This window comes from Modestobacter italicus (assembly GCF_000306785.1).
GTDB classification, from domain to species: Bacteria; Actinomycetota; Actinomycetes; order Mycobacteriales; family Geodermatophilaceae; genus Modestobacter; species Modestobacter italicus.
Genome location: NC_017955.1, coordinates 4372960 through 4393683, shown reverse-complemented (window position 1 = coordinate 4393683; position 20724 = coordinate 4372960). Strand labels below are relative to the sequence as shown.

The following is a 20724-nucleotide window of genomic DNA, read 5'->3' as shown; positions in this document are numbered from 1 at the left end:
ACGGAGAGTCACCTGTGTCCACTCCTCTGGCGACCACGCGAGGCGTCACCCGCGTCCTCGTCCTCGCCGACGCCCCGGTCCTGCGCCGTGGCCTGATCGGCATGGTCGACGAGACCGCCGGTCTGCAGGCGGTGGGCACCCCCGGTGAGCCGCGGCGGGCGCTGACCCTGGCCGAGACCGCCCGCCCCGACGCGGTCATCGTGGAGCTGGGCACCGGCCGGGCGGCGACGCTGGACGCCTGCCGGGACCTGCGCCGCCGCTACCCCCAGATCGCCATCGTCGCCGTGGCCACCTCCGAGGACCCGGCCGTGGTCAACGAGGCGCTGGCCGCCGGGGTGCGCGGCTACCTGCTGATGAACACCTCCCCGACGCTGCTGGGCTGGGCGGTGCTGGCCGCCCGCGCCGGGCGCACCGTGGTCGACCCGCAGATCCGCCGCGGCGAGGCCGGGGAGGTGCCGGTGTCCCGGGAGCTGACCCCGGAGGTGCCGCTGACCCGCCGCGAGTCCGACGTGCTCGACGAGCTGATCCAGGGCCAGTCCAACCGGGCGATCGGCAAGGCGCTGTTCATCTCCGAGGACACCGTCAAGTCCCACGTCAAGGCCATCCTGCGCAAGCTGGGTGCCCGGGACCGCGCGCACGCGGTGTCGCTGGTCCTGTCCGCCCGCAACGGCGGCACCTGCACCTGCAGCGCCGCCACCCTGACCTCCGCCGGCTGCTGAGCCGGCGGGACCCTCGTCGGCCCGGGCGCCTGGTCATGCGGCGCCCGGGCCGGCCCCCACTGCCGGGACCGCGCGTCCCGGTGGGCCGGCCGGGACGGCGCTCCGCCGTCCCGCAGGCCGCCACGAGCCGGTCCCCGTTCCCCCGCGGACCGGCTCGTGGTCGTCCCGGGTGCGGGCGGAGCGGTGGCCCGGGCGTCGTCCCCCCGACGTAGTGTCGGCAGGCGATGGCTGCCCGCTCTGCTCCCGCTGCACCCCGCTCGCGCCGGACCGACGACGAGGCCCCCGACGACCTCTGGGCGATGGAACGCTCGCTGCGCCGCCGGGGCTTCGCGGCGATCGCCGCCGCACAAGGGGGCCGGCCGCGGCGCGTGCGCCGGCCCGCTGGTCGCCGCCGCGTGCGTGCTGCCCGCCGGTCGCCGCGGCCGGGTGCCCGGGCTGGCGGACTCCAAGCTGCTCACCCCCGCGACCCGTGACGAGGTCTACGCCGAGGTGCTCGACCGGGCCGTGGCCTGGTCGGTCGTGGCGATCCCGGTGGGGGACCTGGACGCCCGGGGCATGCACGTGACGAACATCGAGGCGCTCCGCCGGGCGGTACGCGGGATGGACGTGGCACCGGACTACGTGCTCACCGACGGCTTCCCGGTCAGCGGCCTGGCCCAGCCGTCCCTCGCGGTGTGGAAGGGCGACCGGGTGGCCGCGTGCGTGGCGGCCGCCTCCGTGCTCGCCAAGGTCAGCCGGGACCGGATGATGCTCGAGCTGCACGAGCGGTTCCCGCACTACGGGTTCGCCGAGCACAAGGGGTACATCACCGACGCGCACAGCGCGGCGCTGGACGAGCACGGGCCCTGCCCGGAGCACCGGATGCGGTTCGTCAACGTCGCCCGCGCGCGGGCGGCACACGCCGCACGCGGAGTCGCCCTGTCCGGCGGGGCGGGCATGCACGATGATGTGCGGGAACCCGACCTCCGCAGGGCTGAGGTCCCCGCACCTGCGGCCCAGCACCGACCGACCAGCACCGACGTCCCAGCACTGATGTCCCCGGCACCGATGGAGCACGCGCGATGAGCACCGAGGACCTCGAGAAGTACGAGACCGAGATGGAGCTCCAGCTCTATCGCGAGTACAAGGACATCGTCCGCCAGTTCTCCTACGTGGTGGAGACCGAGCGGCGCTTCTACCTGGCGAACAGCGTCGACCTGCAGGTCCGCGACGCCGGCGGTGAGGTGTTCTTCGAGCTGAAGCTCTCCGACGCCTGGGTGTGGGACATGTACCGCCCGGCCCGGTTCGTGAAGAACGTGCGGGTGGTGACGTTCAAGGACGTCAACGTCGAGGAGCTGGACAAGCCCGACCTCGAGCTGCCCGAGCAGCCCCGCCTGCCCTGATCGTCCTCGGCCGTCCACCCGGGCAGCCTGACCGGTCCTGACCGCGGCGCGCTCCGCGTCGTCCACAGCAGCGGGCTCCGTCCACAACCCGGCCGGCGCCCCTGGTGCCGGGGCCCGCCCGCCCGGGACGGTCGACGGGTGCCGACTCCGCAGAACACCCCGCCGGACCACCGCGCCGCCCTCGGCGCCTACGGCGAGCGCGTCGCCGTCCGGGCGCTGACCGACGCCGGGCTGCAGGTCCTGGGCCGCAACTGGCGCTGCCGGGAGGGCGAGCTCGACGTCGTCGCCCGGGAGGGCGACGCGTTGGTGTTCTGCGAGGTGAAGACGCGTCGGGGCACCGGCTTCGGCCCGCCGGCCGAGGCGGTCACCGCGGCGAAGCGGCGGAGGCTGCGCCGGCTGGCCCAGGCCTGGCTGGCCGCCCACGACCACCACGCGCCCGACCTCCGCTTCGACGTCGTCGGGGTGCACGTCCCCGACGCCGGCCCCGTCCGGGTGACGCACCTGCGGAACGCGTTCTGATGGCGCTGGCACGCACGTGGTCGGTGGGGCTCGCCGGGGTCCGGGGCGCGATGGTCGAGGTGGAGGTCGACCTCGCCGCCGGGGTGCCCACGGTGGTGCTGGTCGGGCTGCCCGACGCGGTGGTGCGGCAGTCGGTGGACCGGGTGCGGGCCGCGGTGGTCAACACCGGGTACGTCTTCCCGCTGCGCCGGGTGACCATCGGGCTCTCGCCTGCGGCCATGCCCAAGCAGGGCAGCGGGTTCGACCTGGCGCTCGCCGTCGCCGTGCTCGCCGGGGCCGAGGTGCTGCCCGCGGCCGCCGTGCGCGACCTGGTGCTGCTCGGCGAGCTCGGCCTCGACGGCTCGCTGCGGGCGGTGCGGGGCGTGCTCCCGGCGGTCCTCGCGGCGGTCGCGGCCGGGCACCGGTGCGTCGTCGTCCCGCAGGACAACGCCGACGAGGCGGGCCTGGTGGAGGGCATCGAGGTCCTCGGTGCCGCCACCCTCGGCCAGGTCGTCGCCCACCTGGCCGGCCGCACGCGGATCCCGGCGCACGTCCGGGCCGCGCCGGCACCGCTGCCGCCGGGCCCGGACCTGGCCGACGTGGTCGGGCAGGCCGCCGGGCGGCGGGCCGTCGAGGTGGCCGCCGCCGGCGGGCACCACCTGTTCCTGAGCGGCCCGCCGGGCGCGGGCAAGACCATGCTGGCCGAGCGGCTGCCCGGGCTGCTGCCGCCGCTCGACGAGCAGGCCGCCCTGGAGGTCACCGCGATCGCCTCGATCGCCGGCACGCTCCCGCCCGGTGCGCCGCTGGTCACCCGCCCGACGTTCGAGTCCCCGCACCACTCGGCCACCATGGCCGCGCTGGTCGGCGGCGGGTCGGGGCAGATCCGGCCGGGCGCCCTGTGCCGGGCGCACCGCGGTGTGCTGTTCCTCGACGAGGCGCCGGAGTTCCCCCGGACGGTGCTGGACACGCTCCGCCAGCCGCTGGAACGCGGATCGGTGACCATCCACCGGGCCAACGGCTCGGCGACCTTCCCCTGCCGGGCCCAGCTGGTGCTGGCGGCCAACCCCTGCCCGTGCGCCAGCGCGGCCGGGGACACCGCCTGCACCTGCAGCGCGCTGGAGCGGCGCCGCTACCAGTCCCGGCTGTCCGGGCCGCTGCTGGACCGCATCGACCTGCGGGTCGAGCTCCCGTCGGTCACCCGTGCTGCGTGGCTCGACGGCACCGGGTCACCGGAGCCGAGCGCTGCGGTGGCCGCGCGCGTGCGCACGGCTCGGGCCACGGCCGTCGAGCGGATGGCCGGCACCGGGCTCACCCTCAACAGCCAGGTCCCTGGGCGGCTGCTGCGCGAGCGCTGGCCGATCGCCCGCGGCTCGCTGGCGCTGGCCGAGCGGGCCCTGGAGCGGGGCTCGCTGTCGGTGCGCGGCTTCGACCGCGTGCTGCGGGTGGCCTGGACGCTGGCCGACCTCGCCGGCGTGAGCACGCCGGGAGCTGATCAGGTGGCCGAGGCGCTGGGCATGCGACTGCAGCGGGCTGCGGCATGAGCCTGGTCGCGGATCCGGGGGTCCGTCGCGCGCGTGCCTGGCTGTCCCGGGCGTTCGAACCGGGATCGGTGGACGTGTGGCGGTTCGTCGAGCGCACCGGCCCCGTGGCGGCCGTGCAGTCGCTGCTCCGGGGGAGCGCACCCGCAGAGGTCCAGGCGCTGGCCGGTCGCCGTGCCGGAGCGGACCTGAGCGAGGAGGACCTCCACCGGGCCGACCGCTGCGGCGGGCGGCTGGTCGTCCCCGAGGACGACGAGTGGCCGGCCGTGGCCCTGCACTGCCTGACCCTCACCGCGCACGACCTGCCGACCGTGCGCCGGGAGCAGCCCGATCGCACGGCGGCCCTGGTCCCGCCGGTGGCGCTGTGGGTGCGCGGGGACCGACCGCTGGACGAGCTGGTCGACCGGTCGGTGGCCCTGGTCGGGTCGCGGGCCTCCACCGCGTACGGCGAGCACGTCGCCGCCGAGCTGGCGCACGGGCTGGGGCAGCAGGGCTGGACGACGGTGTCCGGGGGCGCGTTCGGCATCGACGCGGCGGCCCACCGCGGCTCGCTGTCTGCCGGGGCCGCGACGGTCGCCGTCCTCGCCTGCGGGATCGACCGCGCCTACCCCAGCGCGCACTCCACCCTGTTCACCCGGGTGCTCGACGACGGTCTGCTGGTCAGCGAGTGGCCCCCCGGCTGCGCGCCCCTGCAGCACCGGTTCCTGGTCCGCAACCGGCTGATCGCTGCCCTGACCCGGGGCACCGTCGTGGTGGAGGCGGCCGCCCGGTCGGGCGCGCAGGCCACCGCGAACCGGGCGCGTGACCTGGGCAAGAGCGTGATGGTGGTGCCCGGACCGGTCACCTCCGCCATGTCCGTCGGCTGCCACGAGCTGCTGCGCGCTCGCGACGCCGACCGGCACGCGGTCCTGGTGACGAGCGCCGCGCAGGTGCTCCAGGAGGTCGGCCGGCTGGGAGAGGACCTCGCGACGCCGGCCGAGCGGCCCGGCTCACCGCGCGACTCGTTGTCCGACATCGCCCGGCGGGTGCTCGACGCCTGTCCGGTGCGCATCGGGGTGCCGCCGGAACGGCTGGCTGCCGTCGCCGGGTGCGAGGTGGTCGACGTGCTGCGGGTGCTGCCCGTGCTGGAGCTGCACGACCTGGTGGAGTGGACCGGTACCGGCTGGCGGGTCCGCCGGGAGCCGCCTGCCGGTCGCCTGGCACCGTGAGCCGGTCAGTCGAGCACGGCGACCGCCTCGACCTCCACGAGCATGTCCGGCTCGCCGAGGGCCGCCACACCGATCAGCGTGGTCGGCCTCACCGGGTCGATCCCCAGCCGTTCGGCGACGCGGGTCGCACCCGTGACGAGCTCGGCCATCTTGGCGGGGGCCCAGTCGACGACGTAGACGGTCAGCTTGGCGATGTCCGCGAAGGACCCGCCCACGGCGGCCAGCGCGGTCGCCACGTTGGAGTAGGCCTGCTCCACCTGGGCGGCCAGGTCGCCGGCGCCGACCGGCTCGCCGGCGGCGTTCCTGGCCACCTGCCCCGAGAGGTAGACCGTCCGGGCACCGGTGGTGAGGGCCATGTGCGCGTAGCCCTCGGGCTCCAGCAGTCCGTCGGGGTTGATCAGCTGCACGCTCATGGGGCCTCCTCGAGGAGTCCGCCGGCCGGTGCCGGCGGGGCCGCCAGCACAGCGCAGAGGTCCGACAGTTCTCGGCAGGGGCACACGACCGGCCTGCGTCGCGGCAGGCCGACCCGCCCGCCGCGACGGACGCTCCGCGCACCCACCGCTCCCTGGTCCTGAACCGGCTGATCGACGCGCTCTGCCGAGCCCCCGGCCGGGCCGGGTTCACCGCGACTCGTCGTCCGACCTCGCCCGCCGGGTGCTGGACGCCTGTCCGGTGCGCACCGGGGTGCCGCCGGAGCGGCCGGCCGCGGTGGCCGGCTGCGACGTGGTCGACGTCCTGCGGGTGCTGCCGGTGCTCGAGGTCCACGAGCTCGTGGAGTGGACGGGCACCGGCTGGCGGATCGCCGGCGCCCGACGTGGGGGGCGGTGACCGGGCAGGCGAGAGGTTGCGCGCAACCGGTCCCCGGCGCGGCACGTTGACCCGCGGCCTCCGCCGACGCAGGCTGCGGCCATGGCCACCGGGACCGCTGAGCTGCGCGCGGCGCTGCCGCCTGCGCTCACCGAGCCGCTGGAGGGCTGGGAGGAGCACCTGCGCCTGCAGCGGGACCTCTCCGAGCACACGGTCCGGGGCTACGTCGGGGACGTCGTCTCGCTGCTGGACCACCTCGTCCGGCGCAGCGGGGGCACCGTCGCCGACCTGGACCTGGCGACGTTGCGCAGCTGGCTCGCCCAGGGCCGCGCCCGCGGGGACAGCCGGTCGACCACCGCCCGGCGCGCCGCCTCGGCCCGCTCCTTCACCGCGCACCTGCGCCGCACCGGCCAGGTCGGCGAGGACGTCGGCCTCCGGCTGTCCAGCCCGCGCGCCCACCGCACCCTGCCCGGCGTCCTGGGCGCCGACCAGGCGCGCGCGGTCCTCGACCAGGCCACCGCGCCGCCGGCCGAGGACGAGCAGCCGGCCGAGGCCGCCCTGCGGCTGCGCAACGTGCTGGTCGTCGAGCTGCTGTACGCCAGCGGGGTGCGGGTGGGGGAGCTGGTCGGCCTGGACGTCGACGACGTCGACCGCGGCCGGCGGCTGCTGCGGGTGCTGGGCAAGGGCCGCAAGGAGCGCAGCGTGCCCTTCGGCGCACCCGCCGCGGCGGCCCTGGAGCAGTGGCTGAGCGCGGGCCGCCCCGTGCTGGCCACCCCGACCAGCGGGCCGGCGCTGCTGCTGGGCGTGCGCGGCGGCCGGCTCGACGCACGGGAGGCCCGCCGGGTGGTGCACGCGGCGGTCGCCGCCGCCCCGGGGGTGCCCGACGTCGGTCCGCACGGGCTGCGACACTCGGCGGCGACGCACGTCCTGGAGGGCGGTGCCGACCTCCGCAGCGTCCAGGAGCTGCTGGGTCACGCTAGCCTCGCGACGACGCAGGTCTACACGCACGTGACCGTCGAGCGGTTGCGTGCGGTGCACGCCCGGGCACACCCGCGAGCATGAGGGGCACGGCGTTGGAGCAGAAGCTGTTGGTGGTCGAGCGGGGGAGTGCACGTGTCTGAGGCGACGGTCGACCAGTTGACCAGCGAGGACCCGGACGCGTTCATCGCGGACCTGTGGTCGCGGTACGTCGACGGGCGGGACACCGGCCTGCGGGACCGGCTGATCCTGCACTACGCGCCGCTGGTGAAGTACGTCGCCGGCCGGGTCGGCAGCGGCCTGCCCGCGCACGTCGAGCAGGCCGACCTCGTCTCGTACGGGACGTTCGGGCTGATCGACGCCATCACCCGGTTCGAGCCGTCCCGGGAGATCAAGTTCGAGAGCTACGCGATGGCGCGCATCCGCGGCGCCATCATCGACGAGCTCCGCTCGACCGACTGGATCCCGCGCTCGGTGCGGATGAAGGCCCGGCAGTTCGAGCGCACGGTCGCCGCCCTGGAGGCCAAGCTCCAGCGCAGCCCGACCGACGAGGAGATCGCCGACGAGATGGACATGGACGTCGAGGAGATCCGCAAGTTCCTCGGCCAGCTGTCCCTGGTCAACGTGGTCGCCCTCGACGAGCTGCTGGTCGACGACGACGGCTCCGCCCCGCGGCTGGTCGACACGCTGCGGGACACCGCCGCGCTGGACCCGCAGGCGATGGCCGAGCACGGCGAGGCCCGGCAGCTGCTGGCCCGCGCCGTCGAGCAGCTCCCCGAGCGGGAGAAGGTCGTCGTCAGCCTCTACTACTTCGAGGGCCTGACGCTGGCCGACATCGGCCGGGTCCTCGGGGTGACCGAGAGCCGGATCTGCCAGCTGCACACCAAGGCCGTCCTGCACCTGCGCAGCAAGCTCGCCGACATCGCCTGAGAGGCGACCGCCCCGCGACCGGACCGCGCCCGGCCCTGGCCGGTCAGCTCTCCGGGCGCGGGCCCAGCAGCGGCTGGGCGTGCGGCGGGTTGCGGTGGCCCTCCTCCCAGGGCAGCTTCCCGGTCGAGTCCGGCCACACCAGCTGCAGGGCGTCGACGGAGCCGGCGAACTGCTCGGCCACGGCCAGCCGGCCGGTGTCGGCCACCTCCAGGAAGACCACGGGTGAGTCGGCGTCGGTCAGCGCCGTCGTCACCACACCCGGGCTGAACCGTGCACCCGCGCGGACCGCCTCGCCGACGAGGTTGAGGTAGGTCTCGGCGGCCTCGAACGGCAGCCCGACGACGATGACCTCGGGGTGGCCCAGCCCGCTCAGCCCCACGGTGTAGGACCAGCGCGGATCGCCCGGACCGCTCCCGCCGCCGTGCAGCACCGCCCAGCCGAACCGGTCGACGACCCGCCGCAGGTCGTCGAGCACCTGCGCCTCGTCCTGCGGCCCGGGGACCTCCGGACCCGGTGGCCCCGGGTCCGGCGCGTCCGGGCTCGGGGACGCGGAGGGGTCCGGTTGCGGGGTCTGCTTCCGTCGCCAGCGCACGCCCGGACGGTAGTGGGCGGCGCCGCCGTCCGGTCAGGGCCACGGCAGCAGCCGCACCCGCGGCGGCCGCAGCAGCGACAGCGGGTCCAGGTAGACCTCGCCGCGGCGCAGCCCCCAGTGCAGGCAGGCCTCGGCCGGGCAGCCGGCGTGGCCGGGGACGAGCAGCCCCAGCGGTGTCCCGCGGGCGACCGCCTGACCGGCGGCGACGGTGGGCTGCACCGGCTCGTAGGTCGTCCGGAGCCCGCCCGGGTGCACGACGCTCACCACGGGCCGCCCGGCGACCAGCCCGGCGAACGCGACGACCCCGGCGCCGGCGGCGAGCACCGGCGTCCCGGCGGCGCCGGCCAGGTCGACCCCGCGGTGACCGTCCGCGTAGGGCGTGGGCGGCGGTTCGAACGCGCGGGTGACCGTGGGGCTGCCCGGCAGCGGCCGGCCCCACGGCCCCGCGGCTGCCGAGGTGCCCGGCGCCCCGGCGACGAGGCAGCCGACGACGGCGAGGAGGACCAGCAGACGGGCGCGCAGCACGCCCCGACCCTGCCCGCGGGGCCGGTGCCGCGGGGCGCGCGGGAGCCGGCGGTGGACCGGCCACCTGCCTGGGGACGACCGGGGCGGAGCACCCGCCGGGAGCGGGTATGCTCGGCGCTGCGGTCCGTCTCCGACGGATCGACTTCGCGTGTCCTCCTCCCGCTGCTGCAGCGGGCAGTCGCCACCTCGGTCCCCCCTCGCGGGGGGTTCGGTGGCGCAGCCGGGCACCAGGGCGGCGCCCCACCGGGGCCGTCGCGACAACCGAGCAGCGCGGACCCGGTCCCCGGCCGTCCGCGCACGAGCACAGAAGGGCGGCGCCACGTGGCAGTCGTCAGCATGAAGAACCTGCTCGACAGCGGGGTCCACTTCGGGCACCAGACCCGTCGGTGGAACCCGAAGATGAAGCGCTTCATCTTCACCGAGCGCAACGGCATCTACATCATCGACATCCAGCAGACGCTGGGTTACATCGACCAGGCCTACGAGTTCGTGAAGCAGACCGTCGCCCACGGCGGTTCGATCATGTTCATCGGGACCAAGCGCCAGGCGCAGGAGGTCATCGCCGAGCAGGCGACCCGCGTCGGCATGCCCTACGTGAACCAGCGCTGGCTGGGCGGCATGCTCACCAACTTCCAGACCGTCTTCAAGCGGCTGGAGCGCCTCAAGGAGCTCGAGGACCTCGAGCAGACCGGCGCGCTGGTCAGCCTCTCGAAGAAGGAGCAGCTGGTCCTCTCCCGCGAGAAGGCCAAGCTCGAGCGCTCCCTCGGCGGCATCCGCGACATGAAGAAGGTGCCCAGCGCCGTCTGGATCGTGGACACCAAGAAGGAGCACATCGCCGTCGGCGAGGCGCGCAAGCTGAACATCCCGGTCGTCGCGATCCTCGACACCAACTGCGACCCCGACGAGGTCGACTACAAGATCCCGGGCAACGACGACGCCATCCGCAGCACCGCGCTGCTGACCCGCGTCATCGCCGACGCGGTCGCCGAGGGCCTGATGGCCCGCTCGGCCGCGCAGGCCAACGCCGGTCGCACCGAGGACGGCGCCGAGACCCCGGCCGTCGGCGGCGGCGAGCCGCTGGCCGACTGGGAGCGCGAGCTGCTCACCGGTGGTGACGCGGCCCCGGCCGTCGACGCCGCTGCGCCGGCCACGGCCACCGAGCTGCCCGAGACCCCGGCCGAGCCGCCGACGGTCACCGCGACCGAGGTCGCCCCGGTCGAGGGCGTGCCCGCCACCGGTGACCAGGACACCGGCACCCAGGGCGCCCAGAACGGCTGAGCCGCACCGGCGCCGCTCCCCATCGCCCACCGGGCGGGGAGCGGCGCCGCCGCACGTCCGCACCCCCGCAACTCCAGACCAGAGGAAGTGACATGCCTGCCTTCACCGCAGCCGACGTGAAGCGTCTCCGTGACGCCACCGGCGCCGGCATGATGGACTCCAAGAAGGCCCTGACCGAGGCCGATGGCGACTACGACAAGGCCATCGAGTTCCTCCGCGTCAAGGGCGCCAAGGACGTGGGCAAGCGCCTCGAGCGCTCCACGACCAACGGCGTCGTCGTCAGCCGCGACGGCGCGCTGCTCGAGCTCGACTGCGAGACCGACTTCGTCGCCAAGAACGCCGACTTCGTGAAGCTCGCCGAGCGCCTGCTCGACGTCGTGCTGGCCGAGAAGCCCGCCGACGTCGACGCGCTGCTCGCCGCCCAGGTCGACGGCCAGACGGTCGCCGCGCTGGTCGAGAGCGAGTCGGCCCGCATCGGCGAGAAGCTGGTGCTGTCCCGCTTCGCCGTCTTCGAGGGCACCACGGCCGTCTACCTGCACAAGCGGGCGACGGACCTGCCCCCGGCCATCGGCGTCGCCGTGCAGTACTCCGGCGGGGACGCCGACGCTGCCCGCTCGCTGGCGATGCACGTCGCCGCGGCCCGTCCGCGCTACCTGACCCGCGAGGAGGTCCCCGCCGAGGCGGTGGAGACCGAGCGCCGGGTCGCCGAGCAGACCGCGAAGGAGGAGGGCAAGCCCGAGCAGGCGATCGGCCGGATCGTCGACGGTCGGGTCAACGCCTTCTACAAGGACTTCGTCCTGCTGGAGCAGCCCTCCATCACCGAGCCCAAGCGCACCGTGCAGCAGGTCATCGGTGACGCCGGCCTGACCGTGGAGCGGTTCGTCCGCTTCGAGGTCGGCCAGGCCTGAGCCAGCACCACTCCACCGGCCCCGTTCCCACTCGTGGGGGCGGGGCCGGTGGCCTGTCCGCCCGATGGGGCAGGATCGGACCACGACGACACCGAACCGAGGGACCCCCCACGTGAGCGACACGACCGCCAACAGCAACCCGGAGGGCCTGCTGTTCGCACCGGCCGCCTCCGCCCCGACCGACGGCAGCGGCTACCGCCGGGTGCTGCTCAAGCTCTCCGGTGAGGCGTTCGGCGGCGGCAGCGTCGGAGTCGACGGCGGCATCGTGCACCGCATCGCCGAGCAGCTCGCCGCGGTCGTCCACGGCGGCACCCAGGTCGCCGTCGTCGTCGGCGGGGGCAACTTCTTCCGCGGCGCCGAGCTCGCCGACGCGGGCATGGACCGCCGGCACGCCGACTACATGGGCATGCTGGGCACGGTCATGAACGCGCTGGCCCTGCAGGCGTTCTGCGAGCAGGTCGGCCTGGAGACCCGGGTGCAGACCGCGATCACCATGGGCCAGGTCGCCGAGCCCTACATCCCGCGCAAGGCCGTGCGCCACCTGGAGAAGGGCCGGCTGGTGATCTTCGGTGCCGGCGCCGGCATGCCGTACTTCTCCACCGACACCGTCGCCGCGCAGCGGGCCCTGGAGATCGGCTGCCAGGTGCTGCTGATGGCCAAGAACGGGGTGGACGGCGTCTACGACGACGACCCGCGGACCAACCCCGACGCGGTGCTGTACACCGACCTCGACTACGCCACGGTGCTGGCCAAGCAGCTGAAGGTCGCCGACGCGACGGCGATCAGCCTGTGCATGGACAACAAGATGCCCATCGTGGTGTTCAACCTGCTGGAGGACGGCAACATCGCCCGTGCCGTCGCAGGTGAGAAGATCGGCACGTTGATCAGCCAGTCGGTCTGACCCGACCGGCTGCGGGTAGGGACGAGGGTCGCCGGCCCCGTCCGCGCCCGGACCACCGCACACCCCACCGGCCAGCACGGCGGCACTGCCGCAGGAGGAGATGACCGTGATCGACGACACCCTGCTCGACGCCGAGGAGCGGATGGACAAGGCCCTGTCGGTCGCCCGCGAGGACCTCGGTTCCGTGCGCACCGGCCGTGCCGCCCCGTCGATGTTCAACAAGATCGTCGTCGACTACTACGGCGCGTACACCCCGATCCCGCAGATGGCCTCCATCACCATCCCCGAGGCGCGGATGGCGGTCATCAAGCCCTACGACGCCGGGCAGCTGCAGGCGATCGAGCGGGCGATCCGGGACTCCGACCTCGGGGTGAACCCGACCAACGACGGGTCGCTGATCCGGGTCGTCTTCCCGCAGCTCACCGAGGACCGGCGCCGCGACCTGGTGAAGGTCGCCCGCGCCAAGGGCGAGGACGCCAAGGTCGCCATCCGGAACATCCGGCGCCGGTCCAAGGAGGAGCTCGACCGCATCTCCAAGGACGGCGAGGCCGGCGAGGACGACGTGCGGCGTGCGGAGAAGGAGCTCGACGACCTCACCGCCACCCACGTCGGCGCCATCGACGAGGCGATGAAGAACAAGGAGACCGAGCTCCTCGACGTCTGACCCGACCCGGACACCTCGGCATGCCCCGCCGCCTGCACCGCCCCGAGCCCACCGGCTCGGGGCGTGAGCCTGCCCGGGGCCGCGCGGGCCTGTTCGACGCCGACGACGCCGGTCCGGAGCTCCGCGCCGGGCAGCCGCCGGTGCCCCCCGCCCCGCCGCGCCCCGCACCCCCCGGGCGGGCACCGCAGCACCGGCCGCCACCGGCGCAGGAGCCGGAGGCGGTCGGCCTGCCGTGGGCCGGCCCGTCCTCCGACCCGGACGGGACCGGGCAGGAGCCGGCTGCCGACGGACCCCCCGAGCCGCCGCTGACCGCCGTCCCCGACGCCCTGGGCGCGGAGGCGACCGGCGTGCCACCGGTCGACACCCCCACCGGCGCACCCCGGGCGACCGGCCGCGCCGGCCGCGACATGGCGTCCGCGATCGGGGTCGGGCTCGGGCTGGGCGCGGTGATCCTGGCCGCCCTGCTCATCTGGCGCCCGGCGTTCCTGCTGGTCCTGGCCGTCGCCGTGGTGATCAGCATCGTGGAGCTCACCGGCGCCCTGGAGCGCGGCGGTTCCCACCCGCCCCGGACCCCGGTGCTGATCGGCGCGCTCGCCATGATCGCGCTGGCCTGGACCCGCGGGCCCTCCGGCCTGGTCATCGCCTTCCTGCTCACCGTCTTTGCCGCCCTGCTGTGGCGGCTCGGCCAGGGCCCGGTCGGCTACCTGCGCGACGCCTCGGCGGCGGTCCTGGTCGCCCTGTACGTGCCGCTGCTGGCCGGCTTCGCCGTGCTGCTGCTCGTCCCGGACGACGGCGCCGCCCGGGTCCTCGCGTTCATCGCCACGGTGGTCTGCAGCGACGTCGGCGGGTTCGCGGCCGGGGTGCTGTTCGGCAAGCACCCGATGGCGCCGTCGATCAGCCCGAAGAAGTCCTGGGAGGGGCTGGCCGGGTCGGTCACCGCCTGCGTGCTGATCGGGATCCTGCTGGCCACGCTGACGTTCCACGGGCCGTGGTGGGGCGGCGCGCTGTACGGCGTCGCGATCGCGCTGACGGCGACGCTCGGCGACCTGGGCGAGTCGCTGATCAAGCGCGACCTGGGCATCAAGGACATGGGCAACCTGCTGCCCGGCCACGGTGGGCTGATGGACCGGATGGACTCGCTGCTCCCGGCCGCGGTCGTCGCCTACCTGGTGCTCTCCCTCATCGCCCCCACGTAAGAGGGAGGTCCAGCGGCGTACCGGGCCGCCAGGGGACGACGGCGACCACCGCGCTGGTCGGCAGCGGGCCGTACAGGTGCGGGAACCGCATGGCCGCCGGATCGCCCGGGACCCCCGGTTCGCACCGCACCGGGTCGGGCAGGAGCGCCGGGTCGACCACCAGCACGACGACGTCGCGCCGGCCGGCGAAGAGCCGCTGCGCGGGCAGGTGCACCTGCGCCGGGGTCGACAGGTGCACGAACCCGACCTCCGCCAGCGACGGCGGGGTCACCGCGCCGGCCTCCAGCGCCGCCGCCCACCCCGCCGACGTCGTCAGGTGCAGCAGCGGGCCGCTCGTCCGGTCGTCCATGCACCGAGCCAACCGCACCGCGCGGCGTGGCAGCATCGCCCAGGCGATGACGACGGACGACGCGGGACCCGGGCCCACCGAGTGGGGCGGCTCCGTCGGCGTCGGCCCCTGGGTCGGGCCGTGGCCGACGGACCCGCGGTACGACCGGCAGCTGCTGGCCGACGGTGACCGGCGCAACGTCGTCGACCGGTACCGCTACTGGACCCTCGAGGCGATCGTCGCGGACCTGGACCGCCGCCGGCACCCCTTCCACGTGGCGATCGAGAACTTCGCGCACGACCTGAACATCGGCACCGTGGTCCGCACCGCCAACGCCTTCCTCGCCGCGGAGGTGCACGTGGTCGGCCGGCGCCGCTGGAACCGGCGCGGGGCGATGGTCACCGACCGCTACCAGCACCTGCGCCACCACCCCGACGTCGCCGCCCTGCTGCTGGCCGCCGCGGCCGAGGAGCTGGTCGTCGTCGCCGTGGACAACGGTCCCGACGCCGTCCCGCTGGAGACGGTGCGGCTCCCGCGGCGCTCGCTGCTGCTCTTCGGGCAGGAGGGGCCGGGGCTGTCCCCGGAAGCGCGGGAGGGGGCGGCCCTGACGGTGTCCATCGCCCAGTTCGGCTCGACGCGGTCGCTGAACGCCGGGGTGGCGGCCGGCATCGCGATGCACGCGTGGATCCAGCAGCACGCCGACCTCGGGGCCTCGGTGCCCCTCCCCAGCGCCGGTGGGACGGGTGTGGCTCCGGAGGGCGCGAGCGGAGTGTGACCGGCTGATCACGCCGCGCCTGCCCGGAGCGGGCCGGCCCGTCCGGCAGCATGGCCGGTGGGCGCGCTCTCCCCGGCTCGACCACGACGGGTGGTCGGCGGGAGGACGCCGGGGAGGAGCGGGCTGTGGCTGCGGAGCGACCGGACGAGGACAGCACCGGGGCACCGCAGGATGCCGCGGCGGACCTCGCCGACCCGTTCCTGACCCAGCCGCTGCCGGACGGTCCCTGGGACGCGCCCTGGGACGAGGCCTGGCTGCCCCCGTGGGTCGGTCCCGAGCTGCCGGCCGGCACCGCGCCGCGGCCCGACCCGCAGGCCACGACCGAGGACGCCCCGGCCACCTCCGCCCGGCCGCTGCCCACCCGCATCGAGGCGGCCCTCGCCGCGCTCCGCGAGGAGGAGCTGGCCGCCCAGCGCGCCGCCGACGCGCAGGCGGCGGCGCAGCTCGCTGCCTGGGAGGAGGCCATCCGGGCCGGGGAGGCGCTCGCCGAGCGGTCCGCGTCCGCGACGCCCGCACCCCAGCCGGCCGAGCCCCCGACCGCGGTGGTCGCCGACCCGCCGGTGGCCGACGTCCCCGTCGTCCGTGCTGCGCCTCCGCGCGGGCGGCTGCGCCGCCGGCTGCTGCTCCCGCTGGCCGTGCTCCTCGTCGCGGGCCTGCTGGCCGGCTTCGCCCTCACGACCACCTCCTCCGGCGACGGGGCCGAGGTGGCGGCGTCCGAGCGCCGGGCCACCCCGGCGTCGCCGACGACCACCGCCGCACCCACGACCGCCGCACCCACCACCGCGCCGACGCCCGCTACCGTCCCCGGCCCGCTGCCGGGCTCCCCGCAGCCGGTCGTCGCCCCGGACGTCGTCCCGCCCGCCGAGGCGCCCGGCGCCGGAGAGCCCGCGCCGACCGCCGTCCTGCCGACGCCGGCGGGCAGCCGGGCGACCACCCGCGCGACCACCCCGGCCACCACGCCGGCCGAGGCCCCGGTGCTGCCGCCCGCGCCCGCGGCCACGGCCCCGGCCGTCCCGCCGGCGAGCACCCCCGCGCGGGTCACCGTCGCGCGCCCTCGGCCGGTGAGCGGCCCCCGGCCGGCGCCCCCGGCGCCGACGACGACCCCGGCGCCGACCAGCACCCCGACCACCGCGCCCCCGACCCAGCCCACCCCGACACCCACCCCGACGCCGACACCGACCCCGACCGAGACCGCCACGCCGACGCCCACCGAGACCCCGGTCCCGACCGACGAACCGGGCTGCCCGACCCCCGACGCGGGCAGCACCCCGGAGAGCTGCGACGAGGGCACCGGCGATCCCGGTGCGCCGGTCGTCACCGCGGACCCGTCGACCACGCTGCTGAGCGCCGGGGTCGGCTGACCCCCGCCGCGGGAGGCAGGTCACTCCCCGCGACCCGGCCGCGGGCCGCCGGGAGTGGGACCATGGACGACGCCATGACTGCCCTGCCCCTCGTCTTCGACGCCCCGCGCCGCACCAAGCCGCCCCGCCACCTCGCCGACCTCACCCGGGACGAGGCGCGTGCGGCGGTCACCGAGCTCGGCCAGCCGGCGTTCCGCGCCGACCAGCTCGCCCGGCACTTCTACGCCGGCGTCACCGACCCGGCGCAGATGACCGACGTCCCGGCTGCCGTCCGGGAGGACCTCGCGGCCGCGCTGCTGCCCGGCCTGCTGACCCCGGTGCGGCACCAGTCCGCCGACGGGGGGCGCACCCGCAAGACGCTGTGGCGGCTGCACGACGGTGCCCTGGTCGAGAGCGTGCTGATGCGCTACCCCGAGCGCGCCACGGTCTGCATCTCCAGCCAGGCCGGCTGCGGCATGGCCTGCCCGTTCTGCGCGACCGGGCAGAGCGGGCTGACCCGCAACCTGTCCGCCGCCGAGATCATCGGCCAGGCGGTCGCGGCCGCCGCCGCGATGGCGAACGGCGAGATCCCCGGCGGTCCGGGCCGGTTGTCCAACGTCGTCTTCATGGGCATGGGCGAGCCGCTGGCGAACTACGCCCGGGTCCGCAAGACGCTCGACGCGCTGCTCACCCCCGCCCCGCACGGGCTGGGGCTGGCGCAGCGGTCGGTCACGGTGTCGACCGTCGGGTTGGTCCCGGCCATCCGCAAGCTCACCGAGGAGGGGCTCAACGTCACCCTCGCGGTGAGCCTGCACGCCCCCGACGACGAGCTGCGCGACACCCTGGTGCCGATCAACACCCGCTGGAACGTCGGTGAGGTTCTCGAGGCGGCCGACGCCTACGCCCGCCGGACCGGCCGGCGGTACTCCATCGAGTACGCGCTGATCCGCGACGTCAACGACCAGCCGTTCCGCGCCGACCTGCTGGGCCGGCTGCTGGCCAAGCGGCTGGCGCACGTCAACCTCATCCCGCTCAACCCGACCCCGGGCAGCCAGTGGGACGCCAGCCCGCTGCCCGCGCAGCGGGAGTTCGTCGCCCGGCTGCGGGCGGCCGGGGTGCCGACCACGGTGCGCGACACCCGCGGCTCGGACATCGACGGCGCCTGCGGGCAGCTCGCCGCCGCCGACCAGGTCGACGGCGTGCCCAGCGTCGCCGTCCCGGTGCCGGCCGTCGAGGAGGGTGTGGCCCTCGGCGCCGAGTCGGACCAGGGATGACCGGCCCCGGCGAGCAGCTGGAACGGGCCGAGGCCCATCCGCACACGCACTCCGACGTGGCCGGCGGCTGGCTGCGCGCCGCGGTCTTCGGGGCGATGGACGGGCTGGTCACCAACACGGCGCTGGTCGCCGGGGTCGGTGGCGCCGGGGCCGGCTCGCACGCGGTCGTCCTCTCCGGCGTCGCCGGGCTCGCCGCCGGTGCCATCTCGATGGCGCTGGGCGAGTACACCTCGGTGAGCACCCAGAACGAGCAGCTGGACCTCGAGGTCGCCAAGGAGCGCCGCGAGCTGGCCGTGAACCCGGTGGGGGAGCAGGCCGAGCTCGCCCAGCTGTGGCGGGACCGCGGGCTGGACCCGCAGCTGGCCGACGCGGTGGCCGAGCAGCTGTCCCGCGACCCGGAGCAGGCGCTGCGGGTGCACGCGCTCAACGAGCTGGGGCTCGACCCCGAGGACAAGCCCTCGCCGATGACGGCGGCGGTCTCCTCGTTCCTGTGCTTCGCGGTGGGGGCGCTGATCCCGCTGCTGCCCTACCTCCTCGGTGCCCCGCAGCTGTGGCTGGCGTTGCTCTGCGGTGGCGCCGGGCTGGTCGCGGCCGGTGCGCTCTCGGCCCGGTTCACCCCGCGGCCGTGGTGGTCGGCGGGCCTGCGGCAGCTGCTGTTCGGCGCGATCGCCGCCGGGGCGACCTACCTCATCGGCGCCGCGATCGGCAGCGGCGCCGGCTAACGGCTGCAGGACAGCCCGGCTGCCTCGACCGCCGATGCGGTCTCGGCGGTCGGGGAGCGGACGACGGTGCCGCCGCGCGGCGGGCCGACGGGGAGCACCTCCACCGGGCCGACGTGCTCGGTGGCGAGCGCGGCCAGTTCGCGGGAGGACGTGCCGCTGTCGACGGTCAGCGCCCCCGAGGCCGCCCAGGCGACGTGCTGGGCCCGCCACGGCCGCCACGCCGCGGACCGGGCGGCGGAGGCCAGCGCGGACAGCACGGTGCCCGCCGCCGTCGCGCGGCCGTCCGGGTCCACCGGCGCCGGCGTCCAGGCGCCGTCGACCAGGGCCTCGGGGTGGCGGGAACGCACCATCGCCAGCGCCGTCGCGCCGTCCACGTGCTGCCGGCCGGCCGTGTCGAGCAGGAGCCCGGCCGCCGGGTCGCGCACGGGGGCCGGCACGTCGACGGTCAGGCCACCGGCGGCGTCCACGACCGCCGCGAAGCCGGCCAGGTCCACCGTGACCAGGTGGTCGGTGGGGATGCCGAGGGTGCACAGGGCGTCGACGGTCGTCTGGGGGCCGCTCAGCCAGGTGAGGGCCAGCCGGTCGGGCCGGCCCCCGGTCCGGACCGCGACGTCGCGCGGGACGGAGAGGACCTGCAGCCCCTGGTCGGTCTCGCGCAGCACCAGCACGACGTCCGCCCGGCTGCCCGGGACGAGGTCCGCGGTGCCGAAGTCGCTCGCCGAGGCGCCGGCGGGCAGGTCGGCGCGGGAGTCCAGCCCGAGCACCACCCAGGTCGACCCGGTGCCGGCCGGCAGGTCGACGTCGAGCCGGTCGATGCGGTGGGTCAGCACCGTGAGGTCGGCGCCCAGCAGGAGGGCCAGGGAGACCAGCAGGCCGGCGCCCGCACGCAGCAGGCGCCGGCGGGTGACCGATGCAGGACGCGGCGAACGCCGGTCAGGGGGTCCCTGACCGGCGTCCGCCGTGCTGCTGGAGGTCATGCTCAGGCCTGCGCCGCCTCCGGGCTGCGGCGACGGCGGGTGACCAGCAGGGCGCCGGCGCCGGCCGCCACCAGGACGCTGCCGCCGATGAGCGGCATCGCGATGCTGGCACCGGTGTAGGCCAGGGCCTTGCCGTCGGCGGTGAGGACCAGGGCCTCCTCGAAGTAGGTGCCGGCGTTGCCCTCGAAGACCAGGGTGTGGGTGCCCAGCGGGGTGCCCGCGGGGACCGTGAACTCGACCGTCACGACACCGTTGGCGTCGGCGGTGAAGACACCCAGCTCGACCGGGGCCGAGTGCAGGACGACGGTGACCTTCTCGCCGGGCTTGAAGCCCTTGAGGACCTTGACGACCTTCTGGCCGGGCGCTGCGGCGCTGCCGGTGGTCGTGCCGGTGGAGGTGTTGGACACGCCCGGCGTGTTCGGCTTGGCGCCCGGGGTGAAGACGGGGGCGGGGGTGCTGGTCGCGACCGGGGTGGTGGTCGGCGCGGCCGGGGTGCCGGCCGGCGCCGGGGCCGTCACGTCGGTGAACAGCTCGTCGTACTCGAAGTCGGCCGAGCCGTCGTAGGAGACGCAGTCGGCCCAGACGGGGTAGGTGTCCGGCTGCGCGGTCGCGGCGAACTGCACCTGCACCGACCAGGAGCCGTCGGGGGCGGTCTCGACGACCCCGTCCACGGCCTCCTCCACGTCGTTGCTGTAGACCCAGACCTGGGTCGGGTTGAGCTCGGTGCCGACGCAGCCGGTGCCGGAGACGGTGAAGGGGGTGCCGGCGACGACCGTGCCGGGCGCGGTCACGGTCGGCACGACGGCGGCGGAGGCGACCGGGGCGAGGAACAGGCCGGCGGCGGCCGTGCCGAGGGTGAGGCCGGTCGCGACGACGGCGCGAGGGCGGGACATGCGGCTCATCTGGTCCTCCGTGGAGTGGGCGGCTCGGGCGTCCCGGCCTGCTGTGCGATGTCTATCGGCTCAGCACCGTCCGTCCTCAACTGCTGCACAGCGACACGGCAGAAGATGACCACAGGACTGCACACTCGCCTCATCCGTCACACCGCGCCCACGGGCACCTTGGCGAGATTCGTCGAGATCGGGGGGAAAGCTGGCAGATCTGGGGCCGGCCCCGCGCGGCACGGCCGACGGGCGTCGTGCAGATCTGTCCAGCGACCTCGGACCTCAGCTGCGCTGCCGACC

At 75.7% G+C, this 20724-nt stretch carries 24 protein-coding genes; 18 read left to right on the top strand and 6 right to left on the bottom strand.

Features of this window, described 5'->3' with window-relative positions; translation table 11 throughout:
• Positions 1–14 precede the first annotated feature (14 nt).
• The 6 genes from MODMU_RS20825 to dprA all read left to right on the top strand — a co-directional run bounded on the left by MODMU_RS20825 (position 15) and on the right by dprA (position 5345).
• Positions 15–719, top strand: a complete 705-nt coding sequence (locus MODMU_RS20825) for a response regulator transcription factor (RefSeq protein ID WP_014742361.1) — start codon at positions 15–17, stop codon at positions 717–719.
• 399 nt (positions 720–1118) lie between these two features.
• The gene (locus MODMU_RS20820; RefSeq protein ID WP_231851692.1) at positions 1119–1784 is read left to right on the top strand and encodes a ribonuclease HII; all 666 of its coding nucleotides are present in this window, start codon (positions 1119–1121) and stop codon (positions 1782–1784) included.
• On the top strand, positions 1781–2101 hold the full coding sequence (locus MODMU_RS20815) for a DUF2469 domain-containing protein (RefSeq protein WP_014742360.1): 321 nt from the start codon (positions 1781–1783) through the stop codon (positions 2099–2101). Before MODMU_RS20820 ends, MODMU_RS20815 begins: the two co-directional genes overlap by 4 nt.
• A 138-nt stretch (positions 2102–2239) precedes the next feature.
• Positions 2240–2620, top strand: a complete 381-nt coding sequence (locus tag MODMU_RS20810; RefSeq protein ID WP_014742359.1) for a YraN family protein — start codon at positions 2240–2242, stop codon at positions 2618–2620.
• Positions 2620–4140 carry a YifB family Mg chelatase-like AAA ATPase gene (locus tag MODMU_RS20805; RefSeq protein WP_014742358.1) on the top strand — a complete coding sequence of 507 codons (1521 nt, stop codon included), beginning with the start codon at positions 2620–2622 and terminating at the stop codon, positions 4138–4140. Before MODMU_RS20810 ends, MODMU_RS20805 begins: the two co-directional genes overlap by 1 nt.
• Complete coding sequence (dprA, locus tag MODMU_RS20800; RefSeq protein ID WP_014742357.1) at positions 4137–5345, top strand: DNA-processing protein DprA; 1209 nt, start codon at positions 4137–4139, stop codon at positions 5343–5345. The genes MODMU_RS20805 and dprA overlap by 4 nt, the downstream gene beginning before the upstream one ends.
• A 5-nt stretch (positions 5346–5350) precedes the next feature.
• Here the strand turns inward: dprA and MODMU_RS20795 are convergent, their stop codons facing one another.
• The gene (locus MODMU_RS20795) at positions 5351–5758 is read right to left on the bottom strand and encodes a RidA family protein (RefSeq protein ID WP_014742356.1); all 408 of its coding nucleotides are present in this window, start codon (positions 5756–5758) and stop codon (positions 5351–5353) included.
• Between the two features lie 259 nt (positions 5759–6017).
• Here MODMU_RS20795 and MODMU_RS28735 point away from each other — a divergent pair, with 259 nt between their 5' ends.
• The 3 genes from MODMU_RS28735 (at position 6018) to whiG (ending at position 8060) form a co-directional block, all read left to right on the top strand.
• Positions 6018–6173 (top strand): hypothetical protein, encoded by a 156-nt coding sequence (locus tag MODMU_RS28735; RefSeq protein WP_014742355.1) that lies wholly within the window; start codon positions 6018–6020, stop codon positions 6171–6173.
• A gap of 81 nt (positions 6174–6254) precedes the next feature.
• Complete coding sequence (locus MODMU_RS20790; protein ID WP_014742354.1) at positions 6255–7214, top strand: tyrosine recombinase XerC; 960 nt, start codon at positions 6255–6257, stop codon at positions 7212–7214.
• Between the two features lie 51 nt (positions 7215–7265).
• Positions 7266–8060 (top strand): RNA polymerase sigma factor WhiG, encoded by a 795-nt coding sequence (gene whiG / locus MODMU_RS20785; RefSeq protein WP_083870108.1) that lies wholly within the window; start codon positions 7266–7268, stop codon positions 8058–8060.
• Positions 8061–8103: 43 nt separating this feature from the next.
• On the opposite strand, the gene MODMU_RS20780 is transcribed toward whiG, so the two are convergent.
• Positions 8104–8652: a DUF4262 domain-containing protein gene (locus MODMU_RS20780; RefSeq protein ID WP_014742352.1), complete on the bottom strand. Its 549-nt coding sequence runs from the start codon at positions 8650–8652 to the stop codon at positions 8104–8106.
• 33 nt (positions 8653–8685) lie between these two features.
• Complete coding sequence (locus tag MODMU_RS20775) at positions 8686–9177, bottom strand: M23 family metallopeptidase (protein WP_014742351.1); 492 nt, start codon at positions 9175–9177, stop codon at positions 8686–8688.
• Between the two features lie 321 nt (positions 9178–9498).
• Between MODMU_RS20775 and rpsB the strand changes: the two genes are divergently transcribed.
• The 5 genes from rpsB to MODMU_RS20750 all read left to right on the top strand — a co-directional run bounded on the left by rpsB (position 9499) and on the right by MODMU_RS20750 (position 14124).
• The gene (gene rpsB, locus MODMU_RS20770; RefSeq protein WP_014742350.1) at positions 9499–10455 is read left to right on the top strand and encodes a 30S ribosomal protein S2; all 957 of its coding nucleotides are present in this window, start codon (positions 9499–9501) and stop codon (positions 10453–10455) included.
• A 92-nt stretch (positions 10456–10547) separates the two neighbouring features.
• Positions 10548–11363 carry a translation elongation factor Ts gene (tsf, locus tag MODMU_RS20765; protein ID WP_014742349.1) on the top strand — a complete coding sequence of 272 codons (816 nt, stop codon included), beginning with the start codon at positions 10548–10550 and terminating at the stop codon, positions 11361–11363.
• 112 nt (positions 11364–11475) lie between these two features.
• Positions 11476–12264: a UMP kinase gene (gene pyrH, locus MODMU_RS20760; RefSeq protein WP_014742348.1), complete on the top strand. Its 789-nt coding sequence runs from the start codon at positions 11476–11478 to the stop codon at positions 12262–12264.
• 106 nt (positions 12265–12370) lie between these two features.
• Positions 12371–12928 (top strand): ribosome recycling factor, encoded by a 558-nt coding sequence (frr, locus tag MODMU_RS20755; RefSeq protein ID WP_014742347.1) that lies wholly within the window; start codon positions 12371–12373, stop codon positions 12926–12928.
• Positions 12929–12948: 20 nt separating this feature from the next.
• Positions 12949–14124 carry a phosphatidate cytidylyltransferase gene (locus tag MODMU_RS20750; RefSeq protein ID WP_014742346.1) on the top strand — a complete coding sequence of 392 codons (1176 nt, stop codon included), beginning with the start codon at positions 12949–12951 and terminating at the stop codon, positions 14122–14124.
• Here MODMU_RS20750 and MODMU_RS20745 read toward each other — a convergent pair.
• Positions 14108–14473 carry a DUF952 domain-containing protein gene (locus MODMU_RS20745; protein WP_014742345.1) on the bottom strand — a complete coding sequence of 122 codons (366 nt, stop codon included), beginning with the start codon at positions 14471–14473 and terminating at the stop codon, positions 14108–14110. The two genes, MODMU_RS20750 and MODMU_RS20745, sit on opposite strands and share 17 nt — an antisense overlap.
• A 46-nt stretch (positions 14474–14519) precedes the next feature.
• On the opposite strand from MODMU_RS20745, the gene MODMU_RS20740 reads away from it, so the two are divergent.
• The 4 genes from MODMU_RS20740 to MODMU_RS20725 all read left to right on the top strand — a co-directional run bounded on the left by MODMU_RS20740 (position 14520) and on the right by MODMU_RS20725 (position 18563).
• Complete coding sequence (locus tag MODMU_RS20740; RefSeq protein ID WP_014742344.1) at positions 14520–15227, top strand: TrmH family RNA methyltransferase; 708 nt, start codon at positions 14520–14522, stop codon at positions 15225–15227.
• A 125-nt stretch (positions 15228–15352) separates the two neighbouring features.
• Positions 15353–16588 (top strand): hypothetical protein, encoded by a 1236-nt coding sequence (locus tag MODMU_RS28730; protein ID WP_014742343.1) that lies wholly within the window; start codon positions 15353–15355, stop codon positions 16586–16588.
• Between the two features lie 74 nt (positions 16589–16662).
• Positions 16663–17841: a dual-specificity RNA methyltransferase RlmN gene (gene rlmN, locus MODMU_RS20730; protein ID WP_041797348.1), complete on the top strand. Its 1179-nt coding sequence runs from the start codon at positions 16663–16665 to the stop codon at positions 17839–17841.
• Positions 17838–18563 carry a VIT1/CCC1 transporter family protein gene (locus tag MODMU_RS20725; RefSeq protein WP_014742341.1) on the top strand — a complete coding sequence of 242 codons (726 nt, stop codon included), beginning with the start codon at positions 17838–17840 and terminating at the stop codon, positions 18561–18563. The genes rlmN and MODMU_RS20725 overlap by 4 nt, the downstream gene beginning before the upstream one ends.
• On the opposite strand, the gene MODMU_RS20720 is transcribed toward MODMU_RS20725, so the two are convergent.
• Positions 18560–19540 carry an LCP family protein gene (locus MODMU_RS20720; RefSeq protein WP_014742340.1) on the bottom strand — a complete coding sequence of 327 codons (981 nt, stop codon included), beginning with the start codon at positions 19538–19540 and terminating at the stop codon, positions 18560–18562. The two genes, MODMU_RS20725 and MODMU_RS20720, sit on opposite strands and share 4 nt — an antisense overlap.
• Positions 19541–19542: 2 nt before the next feature.
• Positions 19543–20442: an LPXTG-motif cell wall anchor gene (locus MODMU_RS20715; RefSeq protein WP_014742339.1), complete on the bottom strand. Its 900-nt coding sequence runs from the start codon at positions 20440–20442 to the stop codon at positions 19543–19545.
• Positions 20443–20724: the final 282 nt, after the last annotated feature.

Coding starts and splice junctions, on each gene's coding strand:
- MODMU_RS20815 (WP_014742360.1), top strand. CDS start 1,781: ATGAGCACCGAGGACCTCGAGAAGTACGAGACCGAGATGGAGCTCCAG.
- MODMU_RS20805 (WP_014742358.1), top strand. CDS start 2,620: ATGGCGCTGGCACGCACGTGGTCGGTGGGGCTCGCCGGGGTCCGGGGC.
- dprA (WP_014742357.1), top strand. CDS start 4,137: ATGAGCCTGGTCGCGGATCCGGGGGTCCGTCGCGCGCGTGCCTGGCTG.
- MODMU_RS20795 (WP_014742356.1), bottom strand. CDS start 5,758: ATGAGCGTGCAGCTGATCAACCCCGACGGACTGCTGGAGCCCGAGGGC.
- MODMU_RS20790 (WP_014742354.1), top strand. CDS start 6,255: ATGGCCACCGGGACCGCTGAGCTGCGCGCGGCGCTGCCGCCTGCGCTC.
- tsf (WP_014742349.1), top strand. CDS start 10,548: ATGCCTGCCTTCACCGCAGCCGACGTGAAGCGTCTCCGTGACGCCACC.
- MODMU_RS20750 (WP_014742346.1), top strand. CDS start 12,949: ATGCCCCGCCGCCTGCACCGCCCCGAGCCCACCGGCTCGGGGCGTGAG.
- MODMU_RS20745 (WP_014742345.1), bottom strand. CDS start 14,473: ATGGACGACCGGACGAGCGGCCCGCTGCTGCACCTGACGACGTCGGCG.
- MODMU_RS20740 (WP_014742344.1), top strand. CDS start 14,520: ATGACGACGGACGACGCGGGACCCGGGCCCACCGAGTGGGGCGGCTCC.
- rlmN (WP_041797348.1), top strand. CDS start 16,663: ATGACTGCCCTGCCCCTCGTCTTCGACGCCCCGCGCCGCACCAAGCCG.
- MODMU_RS20725 (WP_014742341.1), top strand. CDS start 17,838: ATGACCGGCCCCGGCGAGCAGCTGGAACGGGCCGAGGCCCATCCGCAC.
- MODMU_RS20720 (WP_014742340.1), bottom strand. CDS start 19,540: ATGACCTCCAGCAGCACGGCGGACGCCGGTCAGGGACCCCCTGACCGG.
- MODMU_RS20715 (WP_014742339.1), bottom strand. CDS start 20,442: ATGAGCCGCATGTCCCGCCCTCGCGCCGTCGTCGCGACCGGCCTCACC.